This is a genomic window from Mycolicibacterium sp. MU0053 (assembly GCF_963378095.1).
GTDB lineage: Bacteria > Actinomycetota > Actinomycetes > Mycobacteriales > Mycobacteriaceae > Mycobacterium > Mycobacterium burgundiense.
Genome location: NZ_OY726397.1, coordinates 425,886 through 450,132, shown reverse-complemented (window position 1 = coordinate 450,132; position 24,247 = coordinate 425,886). Strand labels below are relative to the sequence as shown.

Annotated in this window: 25 protein-coding genes; 11 read left to right on the top strand and 14 right to left on the bottom strand. The window is 67.2% G+C overall.

From position 1 onward, the window contains the following. Nucleotides 1-105: 105 nt before the first annotated feature. The 6 genes from RCP80_RS02145 to RCP80_RS02120 are packed head-to-tail and all read right to left on the bottom strand — an operon-like array spanning nt 106 to nt 6,103. Nucleotides 106-1,263 (bottom strand): 17-hydroxy-3-oxo-4-pregnene-20-carboxyl-CoA lyase, encoded by a 1,158-nt coding sequence (locus RCP80_RS02145; RefSeq protein ID WP_308480778.1) that lies wholly within the window; start codon nt 1,261-1,263, stop codon nt 106-108. Continuing rightward, a complete protein-coding gene (locus tag RCP80_RS02140; protein ID WP_308480777.1) occupies nt 1,263-1,673 on the bottom strand; it encodes a MaoC family dehydratase in 411 nt (136 codons plus the stop codon). The genes RCP80_RS02145 and RCP80_RS02140 overlap by 1 nt, the downstream gene beginning before the upstream one ends. Then, nucleotides 1,655-2,602 carry a bifunctional MaoC family dehydratase N-terminal/OB-fold nucleic acid binding domain-containing protein gene (locus tag RCP80_RS02135; protein WP_308480776.1) on the bottom strand — a complete coding sequence of 316 codons (948 nt, stop codon included), beginning with the start codon at nt 2,600-2,602 and terminating at the stop codon, nt 1,655-1,657. The genes RCP80_RS02140 and RCP80_RS02135 overlap by 19 nt, the downstream gene beginning before the upstream one ends. Before the next feature lie 28 nt (nt 2,603-2,630). Beyond that, nucleotides 2,631-3,794: an acyl-CoA dehydrogenase FadE29 gene (fadE29, locus tag RCP80_RS02130; RefSeq protein WP_308480775.1), complete on the bottom strand. Its 1,164-nt coding sequence runs from the start codon at nt 3,792-3,794 to the stop codon at nt 2,631-2,633. Beyond that, the gene (locus tag RCP80_RS02125) at nt 3,795-4,799 is read right to left on the bottom strand and encodes an acyl-CoA dehydrogenase family protein (RefSeq protein WP_308480774.1); all 1,005 of its coding nucleotides are present in this window, start codon (nt 4,797-4,799) and stop codon (nt 3,795-3,797) included. A 53-nt stretch (nt 4,800-4,852) separates the two neighbouring features. Next, nucleotides 4,853-6,103 carry a cytochrome P450 gene (locus tag RCP80_RS02120; RefSeq protein WP_308480773.1) on the bottom strand — a complete coding sequence of 417 codons (1,251 nt, stop codon included), beginning with the start codon at nt 6,101-6,103 and terminating at the stop codon, nt 4,853-4,855. Between the two features lie 177 nt (nt 6,104-6,280). Between RCP80_RS02120 and RCP80_RS02115 the strand changes: the two genes are divergently transcribed. Genes RCP80_RS02115 through RCP80_RS02105 form a run of 3 tightly spaced genes read left to right on the top strand, consistent with a single transcriptional unit; the run spans nt 6,281 to nt 8,322 of the window. Then, nucleotides 6,281-7,444, top strand: coding sequence for a steroid 3-ketoacyl-CoA thiolase (locus RCP80_RS02115; protein ID WP_308480772.1), 1,164 nt, complete (start codon nt 6,281-6,283; stop codon nt 7,442-7,444). Further along, a complete protein-coding gene (locus RCP80_RS02110; RefSeq protein ID WP_308480771.1) occupies nt 7,444-7,833 on the top strand; it encodes a DUF8021 domain-containing protein in 390 nt (129 codons plus the stop codon). The genes RCP80_RS02115 and RCP80_RS02110 overlap by 1 nt, the downstream gene beginning before the upstream one ends. Nucleotides 7,834-7,842: 9 nt before the next feature. Further along, on the top strand, nt 7,843-8,322 hold the full coding sequence (locus tag RCP80_RS02105; protein WP_308480770.1) for a nitroreductase family deazaflavin-dependent oxidoreductase: 480 nt from the start codon (nt 7,843-7,845) through the stop codon (nt 8,320-8,322). Between the two features lie 204 nt (nt 8,323-8,526). On the opposite strand, the gene RCP80_RS02100 is transcribed toward RCP80_RS02105, so the two are convergent. Then, the gene (locus RCP80_RS02100) at nt 8,527-9,432 is read right to left on the bottom strand and encodes an SDR family oxidoreductase (RefSeq protein WP_308480769.1); all 906 of its coding nucleotides are present in this window, start codon (nt 9,430-9,432) and stop codon (nt 8,527-8,529) included. Between the two features lie 29 nt (nt 9,433-9,461). Beyond that, nucleotides 9,462-10,241: an SDR family oxidoreductase gene (locus tag RCP80_RS02095; protein WP_308480768.1), complete on the bottom strand. Its 780-nt coding sequence runs from the start codon at nt 10,239-10,241 to the stop codon at nt 9,462-9,464. 70 nt (nt 10,242-10,311) lie between these two features. On the opposite strand from RCP80_RS02095, the gene echA20 reads away from it, so the two are divergent. The 7 genes from echA20 to RCP80_RS02060 all read left to right on the top strand — a co-directional run bounded on the left by echA20 (nt 10,312) and on the right by RCP80_RS02060 (nt 16,428). Further along, nucleotides 10,312-11,067, top strand: a complete 756-nt coding sequence (gene echA20, locus RCP80_RS02090; RefSeq protein ID WP_308480767.1) for a (7aS)-7a-methyl-1,5-dioxo-2,3,5,6,7,7a-hexahydro-1H-indene-carboxyl-CoA hydrolase — start codon at nt 10,312-10,314, stop codon at nt 11,065-11,067. After that, nucleotides 11,064-11,966, top strand: a complete 903-nt coding sequence (gene ipdA / locus RCP80_RS02085) for a cholesterol ring-cleaving hydrolase subunit IpdA (protein ID WP_308480766.1) — start codon at nt 11,064-11,066, stop codon at nt 11,964-11,966. The genes echA20 and ipdA overlap by 4 nt, the downstream gene beginning before the upstream one ends. Next, on the top strand, nt 11,963-12,709 hold the full coding sequence (ipdB, locus tag RCP80_RS02080) for a cholesterol ring-cleaving hydrolase subunit IpdB (protein WP_308480765.1): 747 nt from the start codon (nt 11,963-11,965) through the stop codon (nt 12,707-12,709). The genes ipdA and ipdB overlap by 4 nt, the downstream gene beginning before the upstream one ends. Nucleotides 12,710-12,740: 31 nt before the next feature. Next, nucleotides 12,741-13,814, top strand: coding sequence for a (3aS,4S,5R,7aS)-5-hydroxy-7a-methyl-1-oxo-octahydro-1H-indene-4-carboxyl-CoA dehydrogenase (gene ipdC / locus RCP80_RS02075; RefSeq protein WP_308480764.1), 1,074 nt, complete (start codon nt 12,741-12,743; stop codon nt 13,812-13,814). A gap of 43 nt (nt 13,815-13,857) precedes the next feature. After that, nucleotides 13,858-14,508 carry a SatD family protein gene (locus tag RCP80_RS02070; protein WP_308480763.1) on the top strand — a complete coding sequence of 217 codons (651 nt, stop codon included), beginning with the start codon at nt 13,858-13,860 and terminating at the stop codon, nt 14,506-14,508. Continuing rightward, nucleotides 14,505-15,236 (top strand): hypothetical protein, encoded by a 732-nt coding sequence (locus RCP80_RS02065; protein ID WP_308480762.1) that lies wholly within the window; start codon nt 14,505-14,507, stop codon nt 15,234-15,236. Before RCP80_RS02070 ends, RCP80_RS02065 begins: the two co-directional genes overlap by 4 nt. Nucleotides 15,237-15,312: 76 nt before the next feature. Next, on the top strand, nt 15,313-16,428 hold the full coding sequence (locus RCP80_RS02060; protein ID WP_308480761.1) for an NDMA-dependent alcohol dehydrogenase: 1,116 nt from the start codon (nt 15,313-15,315) through the stop codon (nt 16,426-16,428). Between the two features lie 73 nt (nt 16,429-16,501). On the opposite strand, the gene fadA6 is transcribed toward RCP80_RS02060, so the two are convergent. The 3 genes from fadA6 to RCP80_RS02045 all read right to left on the bottom strand — a co-directional run bounded on the left by fadA6 (nt 16,502) and on the right by RCP80_RS02045 (nt 18,841). Further along, a complete protein-coding gene (gene fadA6 / locus RCP80_RS02055; protein ID WP_308480760.1) occupies nt 16,502-17,668 on the bottom strand; it encodes a steroid 3-ketoacyl-CoA thiolase FadA6 in 1,167 nt (388 codons plus the stop codon). Nucleotide 17,669: 1 nt separating this feature from the next. Further along, entirely contained in the window at nt 17,670-18,308 is a 639-nt protein-coding gene (gene kstR2, locus RCP80_RS02050; RefSeq protein WP_308480759.1) for a TetR family transcriptional regulator KstR2, read from the bottom strand. Nucleotides 18,309-18,454: 146 nt separating this feature from the next. Then, the gene (locus RCP80_RS02045) at nt 18,455-18,841 is read right to left on the bottom strand and encodes a hypothetical protein (RefSeq protein ID WP_308480758.1); all 387 of its coding nucleotides are present in this window, start codon (nt 18,839-18,841) and stop codon (nt 18,455-18,457) included. A gap of 692 nt (nt 18,842-19,533) precedes the next feature. On the opposite strand from RCP80_RS02045, the gene RCP80_RS02040 reads away from it, so the two are divergent. After that, nucleotides 19,534-20,904: a hypothetical protein gene (locus RCP80_RS02040; RefSeq protein ID WP_308480757.1), complete on the top strand. Its 1,371-nt coding sequence runs from the start codon at nt 19,534-19,536 to the stop codon at nt 20,902-20,904. Nucleotides 20,905-20,963: 59 nt separating this feature from the next. On the opposite strand, the gene RCP80_RS02035 is transcribed toward RCP80_RS02040, so the two are convergent. From RCP80_RS02035 to ipdE1, 3 genes are all read right to left on the bottom strand, one after another. Further along, nucleotides 20,964-22,145 carry a zinc-dependent alcohol dehydrogenase gene (locus RCP80_RS02035; RefSeq protein ID WP_308480756.1) on the bottom strand — a complete coding sequence of 394 codons (1,182 nt, stop codon included), beginning with the start codon at nt 22,143-22,145 and terminating at the stop codon, nt 20,964-20,966. 67 nt (nt 22,146-22,212) lie between these two features. After that, on the bottom strand, nt 22,213-23,001 hold the full coding sequence (gene ipdF / locus RCP80_RS02030; RefSeq protein ID WP_308480755.1) for a (5R,7aS)-5-hydroxy-7a-methyl-1-oxo-2,3,5,6,7,7a-hexahydro-1H-indene-carboxyl-CoA reductase: 789 nt from the start codon (nt 22,999-23,001) through the stop codon (nt 22,213-22,215). Nucleotides 23,002-23,012: 11 nt separating this feature from the next. Further along, complete coding sequence (gene ipdE1 / locus RCP80_RS02025) at nt 23,013-24,179, bottom strand: acyl-CoA dehydrogenase IpdE1 (protein WP_308480754.1); 1,167 nt, start codon at nt 24,177-24,179, stop codon at nt 23,013-23,015. Between the last annotated feature and the right edge of the window lie 68 nt (nt 24,180-24,247).

The window sequence follows — 24,247 nt, the reverse complement described above, 5'->3', positions numbered from 1 at the left end:
ATGTTTCTTGGCCTCCGACGCCGAGCGCCGAAATTTCTTCACGTTCGGCGGGAAAACTCCCCGGCGTGGACGCGGTCGGGTTGCCGTCGTACCCCGCTAGAACCCTCAACCGAGAATCAACCCCGACGTCGGCACACCCGTGCCGGCGGTCACGAGCACGTGCTCGACATCGTCGACCTGATTCACCGAGGTTCCGCGCAGCTGCCGCACCCCCTCGGCGATCCCGTTCATCCCGTGGATGTAGGCCTCACCGAGCTGGCCGCCGTGGGTGTTGATCGGCAGTCGGCCGCCGATCTCGATGGCGCCGTCGGCGATGAAGTCCTTGGCCTCGCCCTTGCCGCAGAAGCCGAGCTCCTCTAGCTGGATGAGGGTGTACGGGGTGAAGTGGTCGTAGAGGATCGCCGTCTGGATGTCCGCCGGCGACAACCCGCTCTGCTCCCAGAGCTGGCGACCCACCAGCCCCATCTCGGGCAGTCCGAGTTCGTCTCGGTAGTACGAGTACATGGTGAATTGGTCGGCGCCGGCGCCCTGGGCGGCCCCCTCGATGATCGCCGGCCGGTGCTTGAGGTCCTTGGCCCGCTCCGGCGTGGTGACAACGATGGCCACGCCGCCATCGGTCTCCTGGCAGCAGTCGAGCAGCCGCAGCGGCTCGGCAATCCAGCGCGAGTTCTGATGGTCCTCGAGGGTGATGGGCTTACCGTAGAAATGCGCGTTCGGGTTGGTCGCCGCATGCTTGCGATCGGCCACCGACACCACACCGAAATCCGCACTCGTCGCGCCGTATTCGTGCATGTACCGCTGGGCGATCATCGCCACCGACGCCGCGGGCGTGCTCAGCCCGTGCGGGTAGGACCAGCTGTACTCCACGCCGCGTGAGTCCGCATTAGCCGTCAGCCCGGTCGACACCTGCCCGAAGCGGAACTCCGACCGCTCATTGAAGGCGCGGTAGGCCACCACACATTCCGCGACACCGGTTGCGACCGCGAGAGCGGCCTGCTGCACCGTCGCGGCGGCCGCGCCGCCGCCGTAACCGATCTGGCTGAAGAACCGCAGATCTCCGATGCCGGTGGAGCGGGCCACGGCCGTCTCCAGGTTCGAGTCCATGGTGAACGTCACCAGACCGTCGACGTCCGACGGCGCCAACCCGGCGTCGTCGAGCGCGTCCAGCACGCACTCGGCCGCCAGCCGCAACTCACTGCGACCGGAGTTCTTGGAGAAGTCGGTGGCGCCGATACCGGCGATGGCCGCCTTGCCGGAGAGCATCAGTGGTCCCCCAAAGTGAGTGTGGCGGTGGCGATCACGTGATCACCCAGGCTGTTGGCCCCGGTCAGCTTGACGGTCACCAGCGCGCCGTCGACCTCGGTGACCGCACCGGCGAACGTGACGGTGTCGTAGGCGTACCACGGCACCCCGAGGCGCAACCGGATCGACTTGATCCGCGCCGACGGCCCCGCCCAGTCCGTCAGGTACCGCTGCACCAACCCGGTGTCGGTGAGGATGTTGACGAAGATGTCCTTGGACCCCTTGGCCTGCGCCTTGTCCCGGTCGTGATGCACGTCCTGATAGTCACGGGTCGCGATCGCGGTGGAAACGATGAAGGTCGGGTCACCGTAGATGGCGAGCTCGGGCAGCTTGGTGCCCACTTCGACTGCGGTCATGCCCTGGGCTCCCATGCGTACAGCGTCCATGCCGGACTGACGTCACTGTCCGGGAAGTCGATGAAGGTGGCCCGCACCGGCATTCCGATCGACACCTTGTCGATGTCCACATTGCGCAGTTCGCCGAGCATTCGTACCCCCTCGTCGAGTTCGACGAGGGCGATCACGAACGGCAGGCTGCGACCCGGCACTTTCGGCGCATGGTGCACGACGTAGCTGAACACGGTGCCGTTCCCGGCCGCGACGACGTAGTCGACGGGGGCCGCTTTGTCGGCCCAGACCGCCGGAACCGGCGGATGCTGCAGGCTGCCGTCGGGACGACGCTGGATTCGCAGCTCATGGGCCTTGACGCCATCCCAGAAGAACTGGGTGTCCTTCGACGACGCCGGTCGCATCAGCTTGTCCGGGTCGAGGTCCGCCGGCACCGCCGACGCCGGTCCCTCCGTCGGCTTGAATTTCATTATTCGCCAGTCCATTTCGGCGACCTCTTCGTCGCCGACGGTCCAGGTGATCCGCTGGTTGACGAAGTAACCCTCGCCCAGTGCGGTCTGCTTGGGACCGACGATGTCGGTGACCTCGGCGGCGATCGCCACCTCTTCGCCCGGGCGGAGGTAGCGGTGGTAGGTCTGCTCACAGTTGGTGGCGACCACACCGACGTAGCCGGCCTCGTCGAACAGGTCCATGATGTCGCCGAGCGGGTCATCGTCGGGACGGATTCCGCTGAGGCCCAACATGGTCCACACCTGGATCATCGCCGGCGGTGCCACCGTGCCCGGATGTCCCGCGGCCTTGGCCGCGTCGTCGTCGACGTAGATCGGGTTGCGGTCGCCGAGGGCGTCCACCCAGTGGTGAATCATCGGCTGGTTCACCGGGTCGCGCCCCAGCCGCGGTTTGCTGCGACCCAACGAGGTGAGCCGTTCGATACCGGCCTGCAGATCGGTCATGGTTGTCCGTTCTTCCCGCGAGTCCTGATCACCGCGGCACCCTCGGCACCTTCAAACCGGCGGCCGCAATCATTTCGCGCATCACCTCGTTGACACCACCACCGAAGGTGATCACCAGGTTGCGCTTGGTCATCTTGTCCAGCCAGTCCAGCAACTCGGCCGTGTGCGGATCGGCCGGATTGCCGTAGCAGCCCACCACCTCTTCGGCCAGCCGACCGACGTCCTGAATCCGTTCGGTGGAAAAGACTTTGGTCGCCGCCGCGTCGGCGACGGCGATCGTCTCGCCGGCGGCCGCAACCTGCCAGTTGAGCAGTTCGTTGATCCGCCAGATCGCCTTGATCTGGGCCAGTAGTCGCTGCACCCCGGCCTGCTCGAGTGGCGCGGCACCGTCTCCTCCCGGCGTGGCGGCCCAGGCCCGGACCCGTTCGTAGATGCCGGCCACGCGGCCGGCCGGACCCAGCCCGACCCGTTCGTGGTTCAGCTGGGTGGTGATGAGCTTCCAACCCCCGTTCTCCTCACCGACGAGCATGTCGGCGGGGACCCGGACGTCGTTGTAATAAGACGCATTGGTGTGGTGTGCGCCGTCCGAGAGGATGATCGGCGTCCAGGAATAGCCCGGATCCTTGGTGTCGACAATGAGGATCGAGATCCCCTTGTGTTTGGCGGCGCTCGGATCAGTGCGGCACGCCAGCCAGATGTAGTCGGCGTCGTGGGCGCCGGTGGTCCACATCTTCTGCCCGTTCACGATGTATTCGTCACCATGGCGCACCGCGGTGGTGCGCAGCGAGGCGAGGTCGGTGCCGGCCTCGGGTTCCGAATAGCCAATCGCGAAATGCACGTCGCCGGACAGGATTCCGGGCAGGAACTTATTTTTCTGCGCCTCGGTGCCGTGTACCTGCAAGGTGGGCCCCACCGTTTGCAGCGTGACCATCGGCAGCGGCACATCCGCTCGGTTCGCCTCGTTGACGAAGATCTGCTGTTCGATGGGACCGAATCCGAGACCGCCGTACTCCTTGGGCCAGCCGACCCCGAGCTTGCCGTCCGAACCCATCCGCTTGATCACCGCGCGGTAGGCCTCGTTGTGCCGGTCGGACGCCATGGCCGCGGCCTCAGCGGGGGTGATGAGGGTCGAGAAGTACTCGCGCAGTTCGGCTTGCAGCGCGCGTTGCTCGGCTGTCAGGTCGATGAACATTTACGCTCCCACCAAGTCGAGACGATGCGTTGGACCGCCCAGCAGCCGGGTCAGATCCTTGATCGAGGAGTAGAAGCGGTCCATCGGATAGGTGATGTCCATCCCCATGCCGCCGTGCAGGTGGTGGCAGATCCGCATGGCCGGCGGCGCCTGCGAGGTCAACCAGTAGCCGAGGACGGCCAGATCGTCATCGGCCTCGAGACCTTCGGCGAGCCGCCACACCACCGAGGTCGACAGCAACGAGATTGTGCGCGAGGCGATGTACACCTCCGACAGTTGCGCTGCGACGGTCTGGAACGTCGACAGCGGGCGGCCGAACTGTTCGCGGGTGGCCACGTAATCGGCCGTGAGCCGCAGCGCCCCGGCGACCAGCCCCGCGGCGAACGCTCCGGTGGCGGCGAGCGCCAGCTCATTGAGCCGGCGGGGCTGCGCTCCGGCCAGCACGTCGGTGTCGTCCACCGCGACATCGGTGAACGCCAGCACGAACTCGTCGGACCCGTTCGAGGTCGGTGTCTTGGTGGCCGTGATGCCCTCGGAGTCGGCGGCGACCACCACCACCGCGGTGTCGGTGGTAACCAGAATCCACTGCGCCTGCTCGGCATAGGGCACACCGACTTTCGTGCCCGAGAGTCGCCCATCGCGCAGGGTGGTGGCGGGCTGTTCGGGCAACGAAGCGCCGGGCTCGTTGAGGGCCGCGGTCACCACACCGCCCTTGGCCACCTCGGGCAGATAGCGGTCCTGCTGTTCGTCGGAGGCCAGGTCCAGCAGCGGCAACAAGCCCCAGCCGAGCGTCGCCAACGCGGGGCTCACGGTGCCGTGCCGACCGATTTCGGTGAGCGCGGTCGCGATCTCCGCCAGACCGACGCCGTCGCCGCCTAGTCGCTCGGGGATGCCGAGCGCGGTCACACCGCCGTCCACGAGCGCCTGCCAGTTGTTGTCACGCCCCAGGGCGGAGGTGACGACGTCGGCGACAGCCTGCTGCGCCGGGTCCGGACTGAAATCCACCCGAATCCTCCTTGATTCGACTCAAACTCGCGTGCGGGCGAACCGCCCCGAGCTCACTTCCCGGCCGAGGCCTGACCGGTGAAGTCCACCTGCCAGTGCTTGACACCGTTGAGCCACCCCGACTTTAGGCGCTCCGGCTCCTTGAGCGGGGTGAGATCCGGCATGTGGTCGGCGATCGCGTTGAAGATCAGCCCGACGGTCATCCGGGCCAGGTTGGCGCCGATGCAGTAGTGCGCCCCGGTGCCCCCGAAACCCACGTGCGGGTTCGGGTCGCGCAGGATGTTGAAGGTCTCCGGGTTTTCGAAGACCTCTTCGTCGAAGTTCGCCGAGCGGTAGGACATCACCACGCGCTCGCCCTTCTTGATCTGCACCCCGCTGAGTTCGGTGTCCTCGGCGGCGGTGCGCTGGAACGCCGACACCGGAGTGGCCCAGCGGATGATCTCGTCGACCGCGGTCTGCGGCCGCTCGCGCTTGTACAGCTCCCATTGGTCGGGATGCTGTGAGAACGCGATCATGCCGTGGGTGATCGAGTTGCGCGAGGTCTCGTTGCCGGCCACCGCGAGCATGATCACGAAGAAGGCGAACTCGTCGTCGGTGAGCTTCTCGCCCTCGATGTCGGCCTGGATCAGCTGGGTGACGATGTCGTCACCGGGGTTCTTGGTGCGCTCCTCGGCCATCTTCATCGCGTAGGTGATGACCTCGAACGAGGACATCGCCGGATCGACGTCGGCATACTCCGGATCCTCGCCGGAGGTCATCTCGTTGGACCACCGGAACAGCTTGTCGCGGTCGTCCTGGGGCACCCCGAGCAGATCCGCGATGGCTTGCAGCGGCAGTTCGCAGGACACCTGCTCGACGAAGTCGCCGATACCGCCGGCGACCGCGGTCTTGGCGATGTTCTGGGCCCGCTCGTTGAGCTCGGCCTCGAGCCGTCCGATCGCACGTGGGGTGAAACCGCGGGAGATGATCCGGCGCAGCCGCGTGTGGTGCGGTGCGTCCATGTTGAGCAACACGTTGCGCTGCAGATCGATGGCCTCGCGGGTCATGTCCTTCGGCCACACCGGGATGGCGCCGTCGATCGAGCTGGCGAACACATCGCTGCGCCGCGACACCTCGCGCACGTCGGCGTGCTTGGTGACAAGCCAGTAACCCTTGTCGCCGAATCCGCCCGTTCCGCCGGGCACGTCCACCCAGTGCACCGGCTCGGACTTGCGCAGTTCGGCGAGCTGTTTGACCGGCACCCCGGCGAGGTTGACGTCGGAGTCAAGGAAGTCGAAGTCGCTGGGGATATTCGGGGCGGCCATGTGCTTACTCCTCGTGTTGGTCGCAGGTTTTCGCCGTGAGCAGCGGCTGCGCAGGCAACCTGACACAACGTGGTCTAGTTCCGATTGTCCCCATTGAAACACGGCTTGACCGCAGATCAAAGGTGGTCATGCATCATCGCTTGTCAGAGTAATGAAACGTGTTCTAGCCTGAGGAGTATGGGTAATCCTGTCATCGTCGAAGCCACCCGCAGCCCCATCGGCAAGCGCAATGGCTGGCTGTCCGGTCTACACGCCACCGAACTGTTGGGCGCGATCCAAAAAGCTGTCGTCGAGAAGGCCGGTATCGACGCGGCCGACGTCGAGCAGGTCATCGGCGGCTGCGTCACGCAGTACGGCGAGCAGTCCAACAACATCTCCCGGGTGGCCTGGCTGACCGCCGGACTGCCCGAGCACGTCGGCGCCACCACCATCGACTGCCAGTGCGGCAGCGCCCAGCAGGCCAATCACTTGGTCGCCGGATTGATCGCCACCGGTGCCATCGACATCGGCATCGCGTGCGGGATCGAGGCGATGAGCCGGGTCGGACTCGGCGCCAACGCCGGACCGGACCGCTCCATCATCCGAGCCGCGTCCTGGGACATCGACATGCCCAACCAGTTCGAGGCCGCCGAGCGGATCGCCAAGCGCCGCGGCATCACCCGCGCCGACCTCGACGCCTTCGGCCTGGCCTCGCAGCAGAAGGCCAAGGCGGCCTGGGCCGAAGGCCGATTCGACCGGGAGATCTCGCCGATTCAGGCACCGGTACTCGACGAGAACAAGCGGCCGACCGCCGAACTCGGCCTGGTCAGCCGCGACCAGGGGTTGCGCGATACCACCGCCGAAGGGTTGGCCGCGCTGAAACCGGTGGCCGAGGGCGGGTTGCACACCGCGGGCACGTCGTCGCAGATCTCCGACGGCGCGGCCGCGGTGCTGTGGATGGACGAGGATAAGGCCAAGGCCCTGGGCCTCAAGCCGCGCGCCCGGATCGTGGCCCAGGCCAACGTCGGCTCCGAGACCTACTACCACCTCGACGGCCCGGTGCAGTCCACCGCGAAGGTGCTGGAGAAGGCCGGGATGAAGATCGGCGACATCGACCTCGTCGAGATCAACGAGGCCTTCGCCTCGGTGGTGCTGTCCTGGGCGCGGGTGCACGAGCCCGACATGGATCGGGTCAACGTCAACGGCGGCGCCATTGCGCTGGGTCATCCCGTCGGCTCCACCGGCGCCCGGCTGATCACCACCGCCCTGCACGAGCTCGAGCGCACGGACAAGAGCACCGCACTGATCACCATGTGCGCCGGCGGGGCGCTGTCCACCGGAACCATCATCGAGCGGATCTAGTGGCCCCGGTTCCCGAAGCGGACCGCATCGCCGCGGCCCGGGCCTACATCGAGGCATTGGCCAGCCACCAGGCCGACGCGGTGCCCTTCGCGCCGGACTGCACCCGCACCGAGTTGGGGATCAAGACCGGGTTCTCCGGAAACCACCTGCGGCGCAGTCTCAACGGCGGTCTGCAGTACCGCGTGATCCAGTCGGTCAGCACCCCGGAGTTCACCGTCCTCGGCGACACGGTGCGGGCGCAATTCGAGCTGTCGACCACACCGCGGTTGTTCGGCCGCAAGATCGGCGCGCGCGTCGACGAGACATTCCTCATTCCCGCCGACAGTCCGACCGGACGAGCGCAGATCCACCACATTCGGGCCAGTATCCGGCCGTTTCTCACGCGATAGGGTGCCGCCATGGCCAATCCGCCCAGTGGGCTCAACTCCAAATCAGCCGGCGTCATCATCAAGTGGATGTCGCGCTTCAACACGTGGGCCTTTCACGCCACCGGCGGGCGGCTGGGGGCCAAGTGGCGCGGCGGTTCCAATCGTTTTTCCGCACCGCCTCCGGTGGGCATCCTGACGACGATCGGCCGCAAGTCCGGTGAGGCCAGGGAAAGCCCGCTGCTGTTCCTGCGCGAGGGCGACCGGGTGGTTCTGGTCGCCTCGCAGGGCGGGCGCGCCACCAACCCGATGTGGTATCTGAATCTGCGCGCCAATCCGGCGGTGACGTTCCAGATCAAGAGCGAAAAGCTGAAGCTCACGGCGCGCGACGCGACCGCCGCCGAGCGGGCCGAATACTGGCCCAAGCTCGACGCGATCTACCCGGACTTCGCGAACTACCGGTCCTGGACCGATCGGGAGATCCCGATCGTCCTCTGCGATCCGCGGCCCTAGCCCATCCCGCCCAGGTTCCGCTGGACTTCTCGGGGTGCCGTCCGCAACGGCGTGCGCGTTTGTTAGTGTGGTGGTGCTCACACAGCGACCAGGGTGTGAGCTGTTGCACGTCAGCCCAGCCTGACCCCTAAGCCAGCACGAGATGCGTCGGCCCCCTCGAGCACGAGGGGGCCGATTGCCTTTCCGCGGTCTCCGGACCTCCCATTAGGCCCCGTAGACGGGCACCGCCGGACGCGCCTTGGCCAGTAGGTCGGAGACCACCGGTCCCAGCTCGGCCGGATCCCACCGCGCACCCTTGTCCACCTGCGGGCCGTGCGCCCAGCCCTCGGCGACCCGAATCTTGCCGCCTTCGAGTTCGAACACCTGACCGGTGACGTCGCGGGATTGCGGGCTGCCCAGCCACACCACCAGCGGGGACACGTTTTCCGGCGCCATGGCGTCGAACTCGTCGCCCTGGGTCGCCATCATCTCGGCGAACACCGTCTCGGTCATCCGGGTGCGCGCCGACGGTGCGATCGCGTTGACGGTGACGCCGTAGCGACCCATCTCGGCGGCGGCCACCAACGTCAGAGCGGCGATTCCGGCCTTGGCGGCACTGTAATTGGCCTGACCGACGCTGCCCTGCAGCCCCGCTCCGGAGCTGGTGTTGATGATCCGCGCGTCGACGGTTTCGCCGGCTTTGGATTTCGCCCGCCAGTACGCGGCGGCATGCCGCATCGCGGCGAAGTGACCCTTGAGGTGCACCGCGACCACCGCGTCGAACTCGTCCTCGGTGGTGTTGGCGAACATCCGGTCGCGCACGATACCGGCGTTGTTCACCAGGACATCGAGCCCGCCGAAGGTGTCGACGGCCGTCTGGATCATGGCCTGCGACTGCTCCCAGTCGGCGACGTTGGACCCGTTGGCGACGGCTTCGCCGCCGGCCGCAACGATCTCGTCAACCACGCTCTGGGCCGCGCTGCCGCCGCCGGCGGGCGAACCATCCAGGCCCACGCCGATGTCGTTGACCACCACCCGCGCGCCCTCGGCGGCGGCGGCGAGCGCGTGGGTCCGGCCGAGACCGCCGCCCGCTCCGGTGACGATGACGACGCGGCCGTCGAGAACTCCCATGTCCTGTGTCTCCTTCGTTTGTGGTGCGGTTACTTGATCGCGGTGGTGGTGGCCAGGTAGTGCGGCGGTTCGCCCCCGCCGTGCACCTCCAACGACGCGCCACTGATGTAGGACGCGGCCTCCGATGCCAAAAAGGCTGCCGCCCAACCGATATCGGAGGGTTGAGCCAGCCGGCGCAACGGCACGTTTGCCGAGATGGCGGCGATCGAGTCGGCGTCACCGTAAAACAGGTCGGCCTGTTCGGTCTCGACCATGCCGACCACCACGGAGTTGACCCGCACCTTCGGCGCCCATTCGACGGCCAGTGTGCTGGTGATGCTCTCCATCCCGGCCTTCGCGGCGCCGTAGGCGGCGGTGCCCGGCGTCGGCCGCCGTCCGCTCACGCTGCCGATGTTGATGATCGAACCGCCACCGTCCTGGGTTTGCATGACGGCATTGGCGTGTTGCGAAACCGACAGGGGGCCAAGCAGGTTCAGCTCGACGATCTTGGTGCTGAACTTCGCCGAGGCCTCGGCGGCCGGCACGTAGGGCGAGCCGCCCGCGTTGTTGACCACCACGTCGAGGCGTCCGTGCCGTTCCACGATGGCGGCGATGAGCGCGGCCACCGACTCGTCGTCGCGGACGTCACAGGAGTGGAACTCATAGGGCAGCCCGTCGACCGGTCGGCGCGCGCACGTGATCACCGTGGCGCCCTGCTCGGCGAAGACGGCGCTGATACCGGCACCGACTCCGCGTACGCCGCCGGTGACCAGCACGACTCGACCGGCCAGGCCCAGCCGGATGGGATTCTTGTCAGCCTCATCGGTCACTGTGCTAGCGTACCAAGCAAGTGCTTGCTTAGGTAACCGGCCCCGTTCGACGGGCCAAGGGAGACGCGCAATGACGATCACATCCAAGACTCTGGAACCGGGCATCGTCTCGGTCACCGTTGACTATCCACCGGTCAACGCAATCCCCTCGGCGGGCTGGTTCGAACTCGCCGACGCGATCACCGCCGCGGGTCGCGATCGCAGCACCCACGTGGTGATCCTGCGCGCCGAGGGCCGCGGCTTCAACGCCGGCGTGGACATCAAGGAGATGCAGCGCACCGAGGGTTTCACCGCCCTGATCGATGCGAATCGTGGCTGCTACGAGGCATTCCGGGCGGTCTATGAATGTGCCGTTCCGGTGGTGGCGGCGGTCAACGGCTTCTGCGTCGGCGGCGGGATCGGCCTGGTGGGCAACTCCGATGTGATCGTCGCCTCCGACGATGCGACGTTCGGGCTGCCCGAGGTCGAACGCGGCGCCCTCGGCGCGGCCACCCATCTGTCCCGTCTGGTGCCGCAACACATGATGCGCCGACTGTTCTTCACCGCCGCCACCGTCGACGCGGCCACGCTGCACCACTTCGGTTCGGTGCACGAGGTGGTGCCACGTGCCGACCTCGACGAGGCCGCGCTGCGGGTGGCCCGCGACATCGCCGCCAAGGACACCCGGGTGATCCGGGCCGCCAAGGAGGCCCTGAACTTCATCGACGTGCAACCGGTCAACGCCAGGTACCGCATGGAGCAGGGCTTTACGTTCGAACTGAACCTGGCCGGCGTGTCCGATGAGCACCGCGACGCCTTCGCCGGCACCGACAAGGGGACGAAATGACAGACAAGACAACAACTCTCGATGACGCCGTCGCGTCCGTCGAGAGCGGCATGACCATCGGCATCGGCGGCTGGGGATCGCGACGGAAGCCGATGGCGTTCGTGCGCGCCCTGCTGCGCACCGACATCACCGATCTGACCGTGGTCACCTACGGCGGTCCCGATCTCGGCCTGCTCTGCTCGGCCGGCAAGGTCAAGCGGGCCTATTACGGGTTCGTGTCCCTGGACTCACCGCCGTTCTATGACCCGTGGTTCGCCAAGGCCCGTACCTCCGGTGCGATCGAAGCCCGCGAGATGGACGAGGGCATGCTGCGCTGCGGGCTGCAGGCCGCCGCACAACGCCTGCCCTTCCTGCCCATTCGGGCCGGGCTCGGCAGCGATGTGCGCCGCTTCTGGGGCGACGAGCTCAAGACCGTGCGCTCGCCCTACCCCACCGGTTCCGGCGCCGCTGCCGGTCACGAGGAGCTGCTGGCCATGCCGGCGTTGAACCTCGACGTCGCATTCGTGCACCTCAACCTCGGCGACGCGCAGGGCAACGCCGCCTACACCGGGATCGACCCGTACTTCGACGATCTGTTCCTGATGTCCGCCGAACGCCGCCTGCTCTCGGTGGAGCAGGTGGTTTCCACCGAGGAGCTGGTGAAAGCCGTTCCACCCCAGGCCCTCCTGGTGAATCGAATGATGGTGGATGCCGTCGTAGAGGCGCCCGGCGGCGCCCACTTCACCACCGCCGAGCCGGATTACCGCCGCGACGAGAGGTTCCAGCGGCACTACGCCGAGGCGGCCGGTTCCGAAGAGACGTGGCAACAGTTCGTCACGACGTACCTGTCGGGCAGCGAAGCCGACTACCAGGCCGCGGTCGAGAAGTTCACTGCGGCCGCCAAGGAGGGGAAGAAATGATTACCGTGAGTCGCGCTGATGTCTGCGCGGTGGCCTGCGCCGACTTGTTCCGCGACGCGGGCGAGATCATGGTCAGTCCAATGACAACGCTTGCCTCGATCGGTGCGCGGTTGGCCCGGTTGACCTTCTCGCCGGACATCCTGTTGACCGACGGTGAGGCCCGGCTGATCGCGAACACGCCGGCCATCGGAGCCCCGGTGGAGGTCGAGGGCTGGATGCCGTTCGGGCGGGTCTTCGAGACGCTGTCCTGGGGGCGACGCCATGTGGTGATGGGCGCCAACCAGATCGACCGGTTCGGCAACCAGAACCTGTCGGCGTTCGGTCCGATCCAGCACCCCACCCGGCAGATGTTCGGCGTGCGCGGCGCACCCGGCAACAGCATCAACCACGCGACCAGCTACTGGGTGGGCAACCATACGACGCGGGTTTTCACCGATTCGGTGGATATCGTCTCCGGGATCGGCTGGGACAAGGTCGATTCCGACAATCCGGCGTACCGGTTCGCCAACATCTACCGCGTGGTGAGCAACCTCGGCGTGTTCGATTTCGGCGGCCCCGACCGCACCATGCGGGCGCTGTCGCTGCATCCCGGGGTGGAGGCCGATCAAGTCGCCGACAACACCGCTTTCGACGTGCACGGCCTCGACACGGCCGAGGTCACCCGGATGCCGGAGGTCGAGGAACTCGAGCTGCTGCGCGAGGTGCTCGACCCGAAGTCACTGCGGGACAAGGAAGTGCGATGAGCGCTTGCGCGAAGAGCCGAGGACACAGCGAGTGACCTTCTTGAAAACTCCCCTGACCGAACTCGTCGGCATCAAACATCCCGTCGTCCAGACCGGGATGGGATGGGTGGCCGGCGCCCGGCTCGTGGCGGCCACCTCCAACGCGGGCGGTCTCGGCATCCTGGCATCGGCGACGATGACGCTGGCGGAGTTGCAGACCGCCGTCGACAAGGTCAAGGCCGCCACCGACAAGCCCTTCGGCATCAACATGCGCGCCGACGCCGGGGACGCGGGCGAGCGCGTCGACCTGCTCATCCGGGAAGGCGTCAAGGTCGCCTCCTTTGCCCTGGCCCCAAAGCCGGATCTGATCGCGAAGCTCAAGGATGCCGGCGTCGTGGTGATCCCGTCGGTGGGGTTGGCCAAGCACGCCAAGAAGGTCGCGGCGTGGGGCGCCGACGCCGTGATCGTGCAGGGCGGCGAGGGCGGTGGGCACACCGGTCCGATCGCCACCACGCTGCTGCTGCCGTCGGTGCTCGACGCCGTCGCCGACACCGGGATGCCGGTGATCGCGGCGGGCGGCTTCTTCGACGGCCGGGGCCTGGCGGCCGCGCTGTCCTATGGTGCTGCCGGTGTTGCGATGGGCACCCGGTTCCTGCTCACCGCGGATTCGACCGTCCCCGATGAGGTCAAGCAGCGCTATCTGCAGGCCGGCCTGGACGGCACCGTGGTCTCCACCCGCGTCGACGGTATGCCGCACCGCGTGTTGCGCACCGGTTTGGTGGAAAAGCTCGAGAGCGGTTCGCCGGTGCGAGGCTTCACCGCGGCGGTCGGAAACGCCCAGAAGTTCAAGAAGATGACGGGCATGACCTGGCGGTCGATCGTCAAGGACGGTCTGGCCATGCGGCGCGGCAAAGATCTGACGTGGTCGCAGGTGGTGATGGCGGCCAACACGCCGATGCTGCTCAAGGCCGGCCTGGTGGAGGGCAACACCGAAGCCGGGGTGCTGGCGTCGGGGCAGGTGGCGGGGATCCTGGAGGACCTGCCGTCGTGCGCCGAACTGATCGATTCGATCGTGGCCCAGGCGGTGGCACAACTCCGATCGACCTCGAACCTGATCGTCGACTGAACCTATATGCTTCATTCGGCTGAAATGAAGCTATTATCTTCATATGCCGGATGCGAAGGGATCAGCTTCATCGCTGGCCGCCACCCTGATCGGTGACGTGGTGGGCTCGCGGGACTTCCCCGACCGCCGCGACCTGCACCGACGCCTCGCCGCCGGGTTGGCGACGCTGGCCCACACCGCGACCGACGCGCCCGCGCTCACCGTCGGCGACGAGTTCCAGGGCACCTTCCCGACCGTCGGCCTGGCCATCGACGCGGCATTCTCGCTGCGGCTGACCCTGACACCCGAGATCGACATCCGGTTCGGCATCGGGTGGGGTGCCGTCACCAAACTGGACCCGCAGTCCGGCATCCAGGACGGGCCCGGCTGGTGGGCCGCCCGCGAGGCCATCGAGTGGGTTGCCGCCGAACAGGAGCAATCGGGGTTCGCCCGGTTGCGGACGGCCTTTCGCAACGCCACCCCCACCGGCGCCGATCCGAATGCGGTCAACGCCGCGCTGATGTGTCGGGACCATTTGCTTGGATCGCTGGACGAACGAGCGCTGCGCATCCTGCGAGGACTGCGCGCCGGGCAGTCGAAGAAGGAGTTGGCGATGGCGGAGCGGATCAGTGCCTCGGCGGTGTCGCAGCGCGCCCGCCGCGACGGCCTGGACCTGATCGCCGCGGCCGCCCGGGAACTTCGGCAGGTCCGGTGAGCGCGCTCGCGGTGTTCCTCACCGCCGTCGGGCTCGCGGACATCTGCCGCAAGCTCACGACCCACCGGTGGCTGCCGTTGGCGACCGGTCCGCTCGTCGTCCTCGTCGCGGCCCTGCTCGCGGGACTGTGGCGCCTCGGCGACATCGTCCTGCTGACCATCGCCGCGGTGGCCTCGGTGGCCTGGGTACGGCTCGGGTCGGCGGCCGAGCGCACCGGCACCCGCGAGGGCCGGGCGCTGACGGTGTTCGGCGCCACCGCGGCGGTGTTGATCGCGCTGGCCGGGTGGACGTCCCCGGTCGCCGGCGTGATCGCCCGCTGGCTGCGTTGGATCGACCTCGGCGACATCGAACCCACCCGGGCCCTGCTGATCTTCGCGGTCGTACTGCTGCAACTGGTGACTGCAAACCAGTTGGTGCGGTTGATACTGGGTGCCGTCGGCGCGGTCCGCCCGGCCGGTCAGCCGCAGCCGTCGGACCGGCTCAAGGGCGGTCGACTCCTCGGTCCCATGGAGCGGCTACTGATCGTCGGACTGGGAGTGGGTGGACAGATCGGGGCGGCCTCCGCAGTGGTCGCCGCGAAGGGCATCATCCGTTTCCCGGAACTCAACGCACAACGTAAAGACGCCAACGAGGGCGCCGGCATCGACGAGGTGACCGAGTACTTTCTGGTGGGCAGTTTCGCCAGTTGGCTCATCGCGATGGCCGGGTTGGTGTTGGCGCTGCACTGATCCCGCCGAAACCGCTGCAACCCTCGGCCGGCTTCCTAGACTCAGGCCATCGGGAACTCGGCTCTCAGGAGGCACCATGAAAACCAACGCGGCAATTCTCTGGGAGTACGGCGGTGACTGGACCGTCGAGGAAATCGACCTCGATCCGCCTAAGGACGGCGAGGTGCTGGTGTCCTGGGAGGCCACCGGATTGTGCCACTCCGATGAACACATTCGCACCGGCGATCTGCCCGCGCCGCTACCGCTGATCGGCGGCCACGAGGGCGCGGGCGTCGTGCGCGAGGTGGGGCCCGGCGTCACCAATCTCAGCCCCGGCGACCACGTGGTGGCCTCGTTTCTGCCCGCCTGCGGCCGGTGCCGATTCTGTTCGACGGGCCACCAGAATCTGTGCGACCTCGGCGCGATGATCATGGCCGGAACCCAACTCGACGGCACCTACCGCCGGCACGCCCGGGGGCAGGACATCGGGGTGATGGCGCTGGTCGGGACCTTTTCGCAGTACGGCACCGTGCCCGAGGCCTCGATCGTCAAGATCGACGACGACATCCCGCTGTCCCGGGCGTGCCTGCTCGGCTGCGGGGTCACCACCGGTTGGGGATCGGCGGTCAACACCGCCGATGTCCGGCCCGGGGACACCGTCGTCGTCATCGGATTCGGCGGCATCGGCAGCGGCGCAGTCCAGGGCGCCCGCCTCGCGGGCGCCGAGAAGATCGTCGTCGTCGAACCCGTCGAGGCCAAGCGCGCACAGGCCTTACAGTTCGGCGCCACCCACTTTTTCGCGTCGATGGCCGAGGCCACCGCGGCGGTCGCGGAGCTGACCCGAGGGGTGATGGCCGATTCGGCGATTCTCACCATGGGCCTGCTGGAAGGCGCCCAGGTCGAGGAGGCGGCCAACATCATCCGCAAGGGCGGCGCGGTGGTGATGACCGCCCTTTCGACGATGGCCGACACCTCCCCGACACTGTCGATGATGATGTTCACGCTGTTCCAAAAGCGGCTGCTGGGCAGTCTCTACGGCGAGGCGAATCCGCGTGCCGACATCCCGCGGCTGCTCAACCTGTACCGCGAGGGTCAGCTGCTGCTCGACGAGACCGTCACCCACGAATACAAGCTGGCCGAGGTCAACGAGGGCTACGAGGACATGCGGGCCGGCCGCAACATCCGCGGGGTCGTGCTGCACGACCATTCCTAGCTTTCGCCGAGATTGGCGAAATGCCGGAACCTGCTCGCACCAAGTGGCCCAAAGGTGAGTTTGGGCCGGACGGTCAGAGGCGCTCGATGATGGTGACGTTGGCGGTACCGCCGCCCTCGCACATCGTCTGCAATCCGTAGCGACCGCCGGTGCGCTCCAGGGTGTTGAGCATGGTGGCGAACAGCTTGGCGCCGGTGGCCCCGAGCGGGTGGCCCAGCGCGATCGCGCCGCCGTTGGGGTTGACCTTCGCCGGGTCGGCCTTGGTCTCCTTGAGCCAGGCCATCACCACGGGCGCGAACGCCTCGTTGATCTCGATCGTGTCGATGTCGTCGATCGAAAGTCCGGTCTTCTCCAGGGCATAACGCGTCGCTGGGATGGGCCCGGTGAGCATGAGCACCGGGTCGGCGCCGCGGGTGCTGATGTGGTGGATCCGCGCGCGGGGCTTGAGGTTGTGCGCCTTCACTGCGCCTTCCGAGGCCAGCAGCACCGCGCTGGCTCCGTCAGAGATCTGGCTCGCCATCGCCGCGGTCAGGCGGCCGCCCTCGACGAGCGTCTTGAGTCCGGCCAGCTTCTCCAGCGTGGATTCGCGCGGCCCCTCGTCGACACGGAACGGGCCGCTTTCGGTGTCCACGGTGAGCACCTCGTTGTCGAAGTTGCCGCCACGGATCGCGGCGAACGCCTTCTCGTGGCTGTTCAACGAGAATTCCTCCATCTCCTCGCGGGACAGCTCCCACTTCTCGGCGATCATCTCGGAGCCGCGGAACTGCGAGATCTCCTGGTCGCCGTAGCGGTGCAGCCAGGACTTGGATTCGTTGGTGGGTGACGTGAAACCGAACTGCTCGCCGACGATCATCGCCGAGCTGATCGGGATCTGGCTCATGTTCTGCATGCCACCGGCCACGATCAGGTCGGCGGTGCCGGACATGATCGCCTGGGCGCCAAAGGAAATGGCCTGCTGACTGGAACCGCACTGACGGTCGACGGTGACTCCGGGCACCTCTTCGGGGTAGCCCGCCGCCAGCCAGGACAGCCGCGCGATGTTGCCCGCCTGGCCACCGATGGCGTCCACACAGCCGGCGATCACGTCGTCCACGGCGGCCGGATCGACATCGACCCGATCGAGCAGACCGCGCCAGGCCAGCGCGCCCAGGTCCACCGGGTGCACGCCGGCCAGGGCACCGCCGCGCTTTCCGACCGCGGTGCGCACGGCATCGATGACGTAGGCTTCGTTGGCCGCCATATCAGTTCTCCTTTGAATTCTTTTGGCTTGCAGGGTTATTGGGATCGACAGTGATTCCGCCGAGCACGATGGCCAAGTACTGCGCGCCGACCTGTTCGGCGGTCAGCTCGCCGCCGGGCTGATACCAGCGCACCGAAACCCAGGTGGTGTCGCGAATGAACCGGTACACCAGGTCGACATCGAGATCCGGACGGAAACAGCCCTGGCTCACACCCTGGTGCAGCACATCGATCCACATCTTGCGCTGCTCACGGTTGCGCTCGTCGACATAGGCGAACCGCGGCTGCGACGACAACCGCTTGGCCTCGTCCTGATAGATCACCACCTGCGCGTGGCGGTGTTCGATGGCCTCGAACGAGGTCATGAACAGGCCCTTGAGCCGCTCGAGCGGGTTCGGCTCGGTGTCGATGATCTCCTGGTAGCGGGTGAACAGCCAGTCCAGGAAGGTGCGCAGCACCTCGTCTACCATCTGCTCCTTGGAGGCAAAGTGGTGATAAAGGCTGCCCGAGAGGATGCCCGCGGCATCAGCGATATCGCGGACCGTCGTGGCACGCAGACCGCGCTCCGCCATCATCGTCGCGGCGAGCGCGAGCAGTTCATCGCGCCGGCTTGCGGGTTGGCCGGGCGGATCGGACCCCATGGGGCCATCCTACAACCAAGCGCTTGCTCGGTTGTACCGGGCGATGCGGCGACGCCGCCGGCGAGCGTGCGGGGAACCGGGTAAAAGTGCGGCGTGTCGGCCGGGGGCACGCACGCTCGCGCAGGAAAGGGGTGGGATCAGGCGACTCAGGCGGCGGCGTCGGCCCCGGCGTCCCGCGCGCGCCGGGCTGCGATGAACGACCGCACGCCGGCGACGACGTAGACGAGAAGCAGCACGAGCATGATCGCGCTGACGATGATCGCGGCTGGGCGTTCGGCGGTGCCGGCGAACAGGTCGCCGATCTTGGCGACATTCATCAACGATCCCAGCGCACCGACCAGCGCGATCACCAGCGCGGCGTGGATGGCGTGCCGGTGCGCGTTGGGGTTGCGCGCGATCAGGCCCGCGACCACCAGCAGGATTCCCACGAACGCCGGAATCAGCGCCGTGACGCTGGCCGCTGCGGAAGCGATGTAGGCAATGACGCCGGTGGCGACCAACAGGCCACCGATCCACAGGGTCAACTTCGTCACCGAACAGTCCTCTCCAAGACAATGGCGAACTCTGGTGGCCAGGACGGTACAAACCGCTACATGCCCGCCCGACCAGGTCAGTCGTTCTTGATCGTCCCCAAACCTACCCGAGCCGTCAGCCTTCAGACGCTGCGAAGCCGCCGCCCGACCAGCAGGCGGCGAAAGTGACACCGCGAGTTGCATCCTGAAAAGTGGCTCATCGTGCCATCTCATTGCTGGCGCACAGAATGGCGCCGGCACACCCCGGCAGCTGTGGACCGGTCGGGCGGCAAGCCCGGCTCGGCCCGGACCCGCTACCGTGCGCCAGATGCTCCCGACTGGCGTGTGAGCTGGCTAACCGATCCGACGGCCGCGAGCCCGCCTTAACGCTGGTAACACAACTCGACTTATCGCCGCGGGCGCCGTCCAGCAACACCATGCTAGAAATTTTTCAGCTTTGCTAGAGCCGTGAATGTGCGCGCGCGAAGCAGCCCGCCCTTCTATCGCCTCAACCTAGCCAAGCCTTCTACCAGCACCTTTCAGGGCCACGCCCGCAATTTGCGGCGACGTCGGCGTCGATCCCCGAACCTGAGCAAGTTCGGGGAATTTGCGAACAAGGAACCTACTCCCGAGTAACTTTCGCTCCGGCCTATTTACACCCCCCGTAAGGAGATTCCATGCAAGTTTCTGTTCGTTCCCATTTGACCGCCGGTGTGGCACTGGTCGGCGCCGGCGCGATTGCGATGAGTTCCATCACCGCGTCAACCACAGAGGTGCAGCTTCCGGCACTCCAGGCGTCCTCCGCTTCGGTCGAGCTCTCGGCGGTCACCAACCCGCTGCAGCTATGGGGCGAGGTGCTCGGCGCGGCGGCCGGGAACATCGGGGCGTTGGGCGAATCGTGGCTGGCGGACCCGGCACCGATCCTCACCCAGATCATCGCGAACCAGCTGCACAGTGCCGATATCTTGGCCGGTGCTGCGAAAGCGACCGCGGACGGGTTCAAGGCCGCGTTGGCGCCAGAAGGGTGGACGAGCTTTCCAGCGGCGCTGCAGGAGGCCATCGCCCTGATCGCGGCGGGACAATACGAAGCAGGTTTTATTGGCGTGGCGTCGAGCTTCCTGTTGCTCGGGCTGCCGCTCATCGACGGCGTGTCCCAGGCCTGGCCCGCTATCGCACAGCCCTTCGCGAATACGGCAGAGCTGATCAAGCAACTGCCGGTCAGCCTGCCGGCGCTGATCGTGAACGGGGTGATATCCCCGTTGGTCGCGGTGGCCGCGGCCAGCGGGCACACCCTGGAGGCCCTGGTCGCCGCCGCGGCAACCGCTGATGTTGCGGAGTTCGTCAACACCGTGGTCGACGCACCCGCAATCCTCACCGGCGCCTTGCTCAACGGATACGAGGTATATGGCTCACTGTCCGCCGGCCTGCTGACGCCGGCGCAGGGCTGGATGCCCGGCGGCGCCGTCGCGACGATGCTGTCCGCATTGGCGGGCATCGCAGACGCGATCAAGACTCCCGGTACCGATCGCCATGACCTGCTGGGCAGCCTGCCAAACCTGCCTGGCTTCGGCACGGTGTCGCCAGCCCTCGAAGCGGCACCCGACACGACGGTCGCTAAGACGGTCACGTTGGATCTCACCCCGCGGGTGGATACCGCACTGGCTCTTACCCCGTCTGACAGCTCATCGGCGGCGACCGTCGTCGAGGTCGACGCTGCGGTTGACGCGGCTCCACCAGCCTTGATCGAGGGATCCAGCGCCCTCGACGCGGTCGAACCAGACGCCGACGACAAGGCCGAGCTGAGCGAGGCCGGCACCACCTCGGCCAAGCCCGCCCAACAGCTGCGCGCGTCGCTGAAGAGCGCGACGGATGAGGTCAGCAAGGGCCTCAAGGGCGTTCGCAGTGACATCAAGAAATCGCTCAAGGGGCTGAGCGGTCGATCCGACAAATCCACGAGCGGCGACTCCGACACCCCCGATGGCGCCGGCCGCGCCTCGGCCGGCGCCACCTCCGGCGGGTCGGCGAGCGACTCCACGAAGAGCTCGGACGCTGACTCGGGCGGCGATTCGGGCAGCGACGGCTGACCGCAGCCCGCGTGGCCCCCTTCGCAACACCGGAGGGGGCCACCCGCTGCGGACCGGCCCTACGGCTGAAACACGACCTTGACCGCACCGTCCTGCTTCTTCTGGAAGATCTTGTACGCGTGCGGCGCCTCCTCCAGCGGCAGCACGTGGGTGGCGAAGCTGTCCACGCCGAGCGGGTCGTCGTCGGTGAGCAGCGGCATGAGGTCGTCGACCCAGCGCTTCACATTCGCCTGCCCCATCCGCAGCGTGACCTGCTTGTCGAACAGCGTCAGCATGGGCATCGGATCGGCCATCCCGCCGTACACGCCGATGAGCGAGATGGTGCCGCCGCGGCGCACGGTGTCGATGGCCGAGTACAGCGCGTCCAGCCGGTCGACCCCGGCCTTCTGCAACATCGGCCGGGCCAACGCATCCGGCAGCAGGCTCGTGAGTTGCTGGGCGGCCTGGGCGATCGGCGAGCCGTGGGCTTCCATCCCCACCGCGTCGATCACCGCGTCGGTGCCGCGGCCGCCGGTCAACTCCCGCACCGCGTCGCCGACGGATCCGTCGAGGGAGTTCAGGTCCAGGGTCTCGATGCCGCGGACCGATAGCCGGCCCAACCGTTCGGGGACGCGATCCACGCCGATCACCCGATAGCCGAGGTGGTGGGCGATGCGCGCCGCCATGTCTCCGATCGGGCCGAGGCCCAGCACGGTCACCGAACCGCCATCGGGAATGTCCGCGTAGGCCACCGACTGCCAGGCCGTGGGCAGCACATCCGACAGGTAGACGAATCGCGAATCGGGCGGTCCGTCCGGCACCTTGATGTGGGTGAACTGCGCCTGCGGCACCCGCAGATACTCGGCCTGCCCGCCCGGGACGCTGCCGTAGAGCTCCGAGTAGCCGAACAGTGCCGCGCCCATCCCGTGCTCGCGGACCTGGGTCGTCTCGCACTGGGTGTAGAGCTGGTGGTCACACATATGACAGTGACCGCAGGAGATCTGGAAGGGAATGACCACCCGATCCCCGGGCGCCAGGTTGGTCACCGCGCCGCCGACCTCGCGGACGATGCCCATCGGCTCGTGCCCGAGGACGTCGCCCGGATTCATGAACGCCCCGAGCACCTCGTAGAGATGCAGATCGGATCCGCACAGATTCGTCGAGGTGACCTCGATGATCGCGTCGGTGGGTTCCTCGATCTTGGGGTCGGGCACGGTGTCGACCCGAACGTCACGTCTGCCCTGCCAGGTCACGGCTCGCATCGCAGTTCCTTCCACTTCGGCTTGCAAAGCCGTCTACCCGGGAAGGACGCGTCGAAACCTCCGACAGTCAGGCGCGCTGGCTGGACACCGAGATCACTTCACCGGTGAGGTAGCTCGAGTACTCGCTGGCGAGGAACGCAATCGTGGCCGCGACCTCCCACGGCTCGGCCGCGCGTCCGAACGCCTCATCGCTGGACAACCGGTCCAGCAGATCGGCCGAGCTGGTTTTCTCGAGGAACTTGTGCCGGGCGATGCTCGGCGAGACCGCGTTGATCCGCACGCCGTACTCGACGGCCTCGATGGCGCTGCACCGGGTCAGGGCCATCACGCCCGCCTTTGCCGCCGCGTAGTGGGACTGGGAATGCTGCGCCCGCCAACCCAATACGCTGGCGTTGTTGACGATGACGCCGCCGTGGCCGGCCTCGCGGAAATAGCGCAGCGCGGCGCGGGTCGATCTCATCACCGAGGTGAGGGTGACGTTGAGGACTCGGTCCCATTCCTCGTCGTCCATGTCGATGACGGGGGTCTCGCCACCCAGCCCGGCGTTGTTGACCACCACGTCGACCCGGCCCAGCCGGGCCGTGGTGGAGGCGATCAGGGCGTCCACCTGAGCGGTCGAGGTGACGTCGCAGACCACGCTTTCCACCCGCCCCAACCCCAGGGCGGCCAATTGGTCGCGGGTTTCGCCGAGCCGACGCTCGTGGTGATCGGAGACCATTACGTCGGCGCCCTCGAGCAGCGCGCGCCGGGCGGTGGCGGACCCGATCCCGGTGCCGGCCGCGGCCGTGACGACCACCACCTTTCCGGTCAGAAGTCCGTGTCCGGCAATCTCTTTCGGGGCTTCGGAAAGACTCATCGGTTCGGGCGTCAGCCCTTCACCTCCCGGGGCAGGCCGAGCACTCGCTCGGCGATGATGTTGCGCTGGATTTCGTTCGAGCCACCGTAGATGGTGTCGGAACGGGAGAACAGGTAGAGCCGCTGCCACTCGTCGAAGTCCGGTGACCCGCCGGCCGGCGGGTCCTCGAGCACCAGCCCGGACTTGCCCGCCACATCCATGGCCAGCTCGCCCAGACCGCGATGCCAGTTGGCCCACAACAGTTTCGACACGTTGTCTTGCCCGGGGCGTTCCACGTCCATGGTGGCCAGTGCGTAGGACCGCATCGCGCGCAGCCCCGCCCACGCCCGGGTGAGCCGCTCCCGGATCAGCGGGTCGTCGATGGTGCCGTTGCGCTGGGCCAGCGCCACAATTCCGGAAAGCTCGCGGGCGTAGCGGATCTGCTGCCCCAGCGTCGAGACGCCGCGCTCGAAGGTCAGCGTGCCCATCGCGACCCGCCAACCGTCGCCGGGCTCGCCGACCACCAGCGACGCATCGGTGCGGGCGTCGTCGAAGAACACCTCGTTGAACTCGGAGTCGCCGGTCAACTGGACGATCGGGCGGATCTGCACGCCGGGTTGGTCCAGCGGGACCAGCAGGTAGGACAGGCCGGCGTGGCGTTTGGAGCCCTTCTCGGTGCGGGCGACCACGAAACACCATTGGGCCCAATGCGCCAGCGACGTCCAGACCTTCTGACCGTTGATCACCCATTGGTCCCCGTCGCGGACCGCGGTCGTCGCCACGTTGGCCAGGTCGCTGCCGGCACCGGGTTCGGAGTAGCCCTGGCACCACAGTTCGGTGACGTCGAGAATCCGCGGCAGGAAGCGCTGCTGCTGCTCGGGGGTGCCGAACGCGATCAGCGTCGGCCCCAACAGTTCCTCGCCGAAGTGATTGACCTTGTCCGGGGCGTCCGCACGCGCGTACTCCTCGTAGAACGCGACCCGATGCGCCACCGACAGGCCCCGGCCACCGTGCTCGGTGGGCCAGCCCAGGCAGGTCAGGCCCGCCTGCGCCAGGTGCTGGTTCCAGGCTCGTCGCTCTTCGAATGCCTCGTGCTCACGGCCGGGGCCACCGAGGCCTTTGAGTGCTGCAAATTCGCCGACGAGGTTGTCGGCCAGCCACTCACGGACCTCCGCCCTGAACTTCTGGACCTCCTCCATCCCTGTAGGCTAACCTACCAAGCACTTGCTTTGGTGACCGGTCGTCGATGAGCGCAGCGCGATCACGC

Coding starts and splice junctions, on each gene's coding strand:
- RCP80_RS02145 (WP_308480778.1), bottom strand. CDS start 1,263: ATGCTCTCCGGCAAGGCGGCCATCGCCGGTATCGGCGCCACCGACTTC.
- RCP80_RS02140 (WP_308480777.1), bottom strand. CDS start 1,673: ATGGGAGCCCAGGGCATGACCGCAGTCGAAGTGGGCACCAAGCTGCCC.
- RCP80_RS02135 (WP_308480776.1), bottom strand. CDS start 2,602: ATGACCGATCTGCAGGCCGGTATCGAACGGCTCACCTCGTTGGGTCGC.
- fadE29 (WP_308480775.1), bottom strand. CDS start 3,794: ATGTTCATCGACCTGACAGCCGAGCAACGCGCGCTGCAAGCCGAACTG.
- RCP80_RS02120 (WP_308480773.1), bottom strand. CDS start 6,103: ATGGCCGCCCCGAATATCCCCAGCGACTTCGACTTCCTTGACTCCGAC.
- RCP80_RS02115 (WP_308480772.1), top strand. CDS start 6,281: ATGGGTAATCCTGTCATCGTCGAAGCCACCCGCAGCCCCATCGGCAAG.
- RCP80_RS02105 (WP_308480770.1), top strand. CDS start 7,843: ATGGCCAATCCGCCCAGTGGGCTCAACTCCAAATCAGCCGGCGTCATC.
- RCP80_RS02100 (WP_308480769.1), bottom strand. CDS start 9,432: ATGGGAGTTCTCGACGGCCGCGTCGTCATCGTCACCGGAGCGGGCGGC.
- echA20 (WP_308480767.1), top strand. CDS start 10,312: ATGACGATCACATCCAAGACTCTGGAACCGGGCATCGTCTCGGTCACC.
- ipdA (WP_308480766.1), top strand. CDS start 11,064: ATGACAGACAAGACAACAACTCTCGATGACGCCGTCGCGTCCGTCGAG.
- ipdB (WP_308480765.1), top strand. CDS start 11,963: ATGATTACCGTGAGTCGCGCTGATGTCTGCGCGGTGGCCTGCGCCGAC.
- RCP80_RS02070 (WP_308480763.1), top strand. CDS start 13,858: ATGCCGGATGCGAAGGGATCAGCTTCATCGCTGGCCGCCACCCTGATC.
- RCP80_RS02060 (WP_308480761.1), top strand. CDS start 15,313: ATGAAAACCAACGCGGCAATTCTCTGGGAGTACGGCGGTGACTGGACC.
- fadA6 (WP_308480760.1), bottom strand. CDS start 17,668: ATGGCGGCCAACGAAGCCTACGTCATCGATGCCGTGCGCACCGCGGTC.
- kstR2 (WP_308480759.1), bottom strand. CDS start 18,308: ATGGGGTCCGATCCGCCCGGCCAACCCGCAAGCCGGCGCGATGAACTG.
- RCP80_RS02035 (WP_308480756.1), bottom strand. CDS start 22,145: ATGCGAGCCGTGACCTGGCAGGGCAGACGTGACGTTCGGGTCGACACC.
- ipdF (WP_308480755.1), bottom strand. CDS start 23,001: ATGAGTCTTTCCGAAGCCCCGAAAGAGATTGCCGGACACGGACTTCTG.
- ipdE1 (WP_308480754.1), bottom strand. CDS start 24,179: ATGGAGGAGGTCCAGAAGTTCAGGGCGGAGGTCCGTGAGTGGCTGGCC.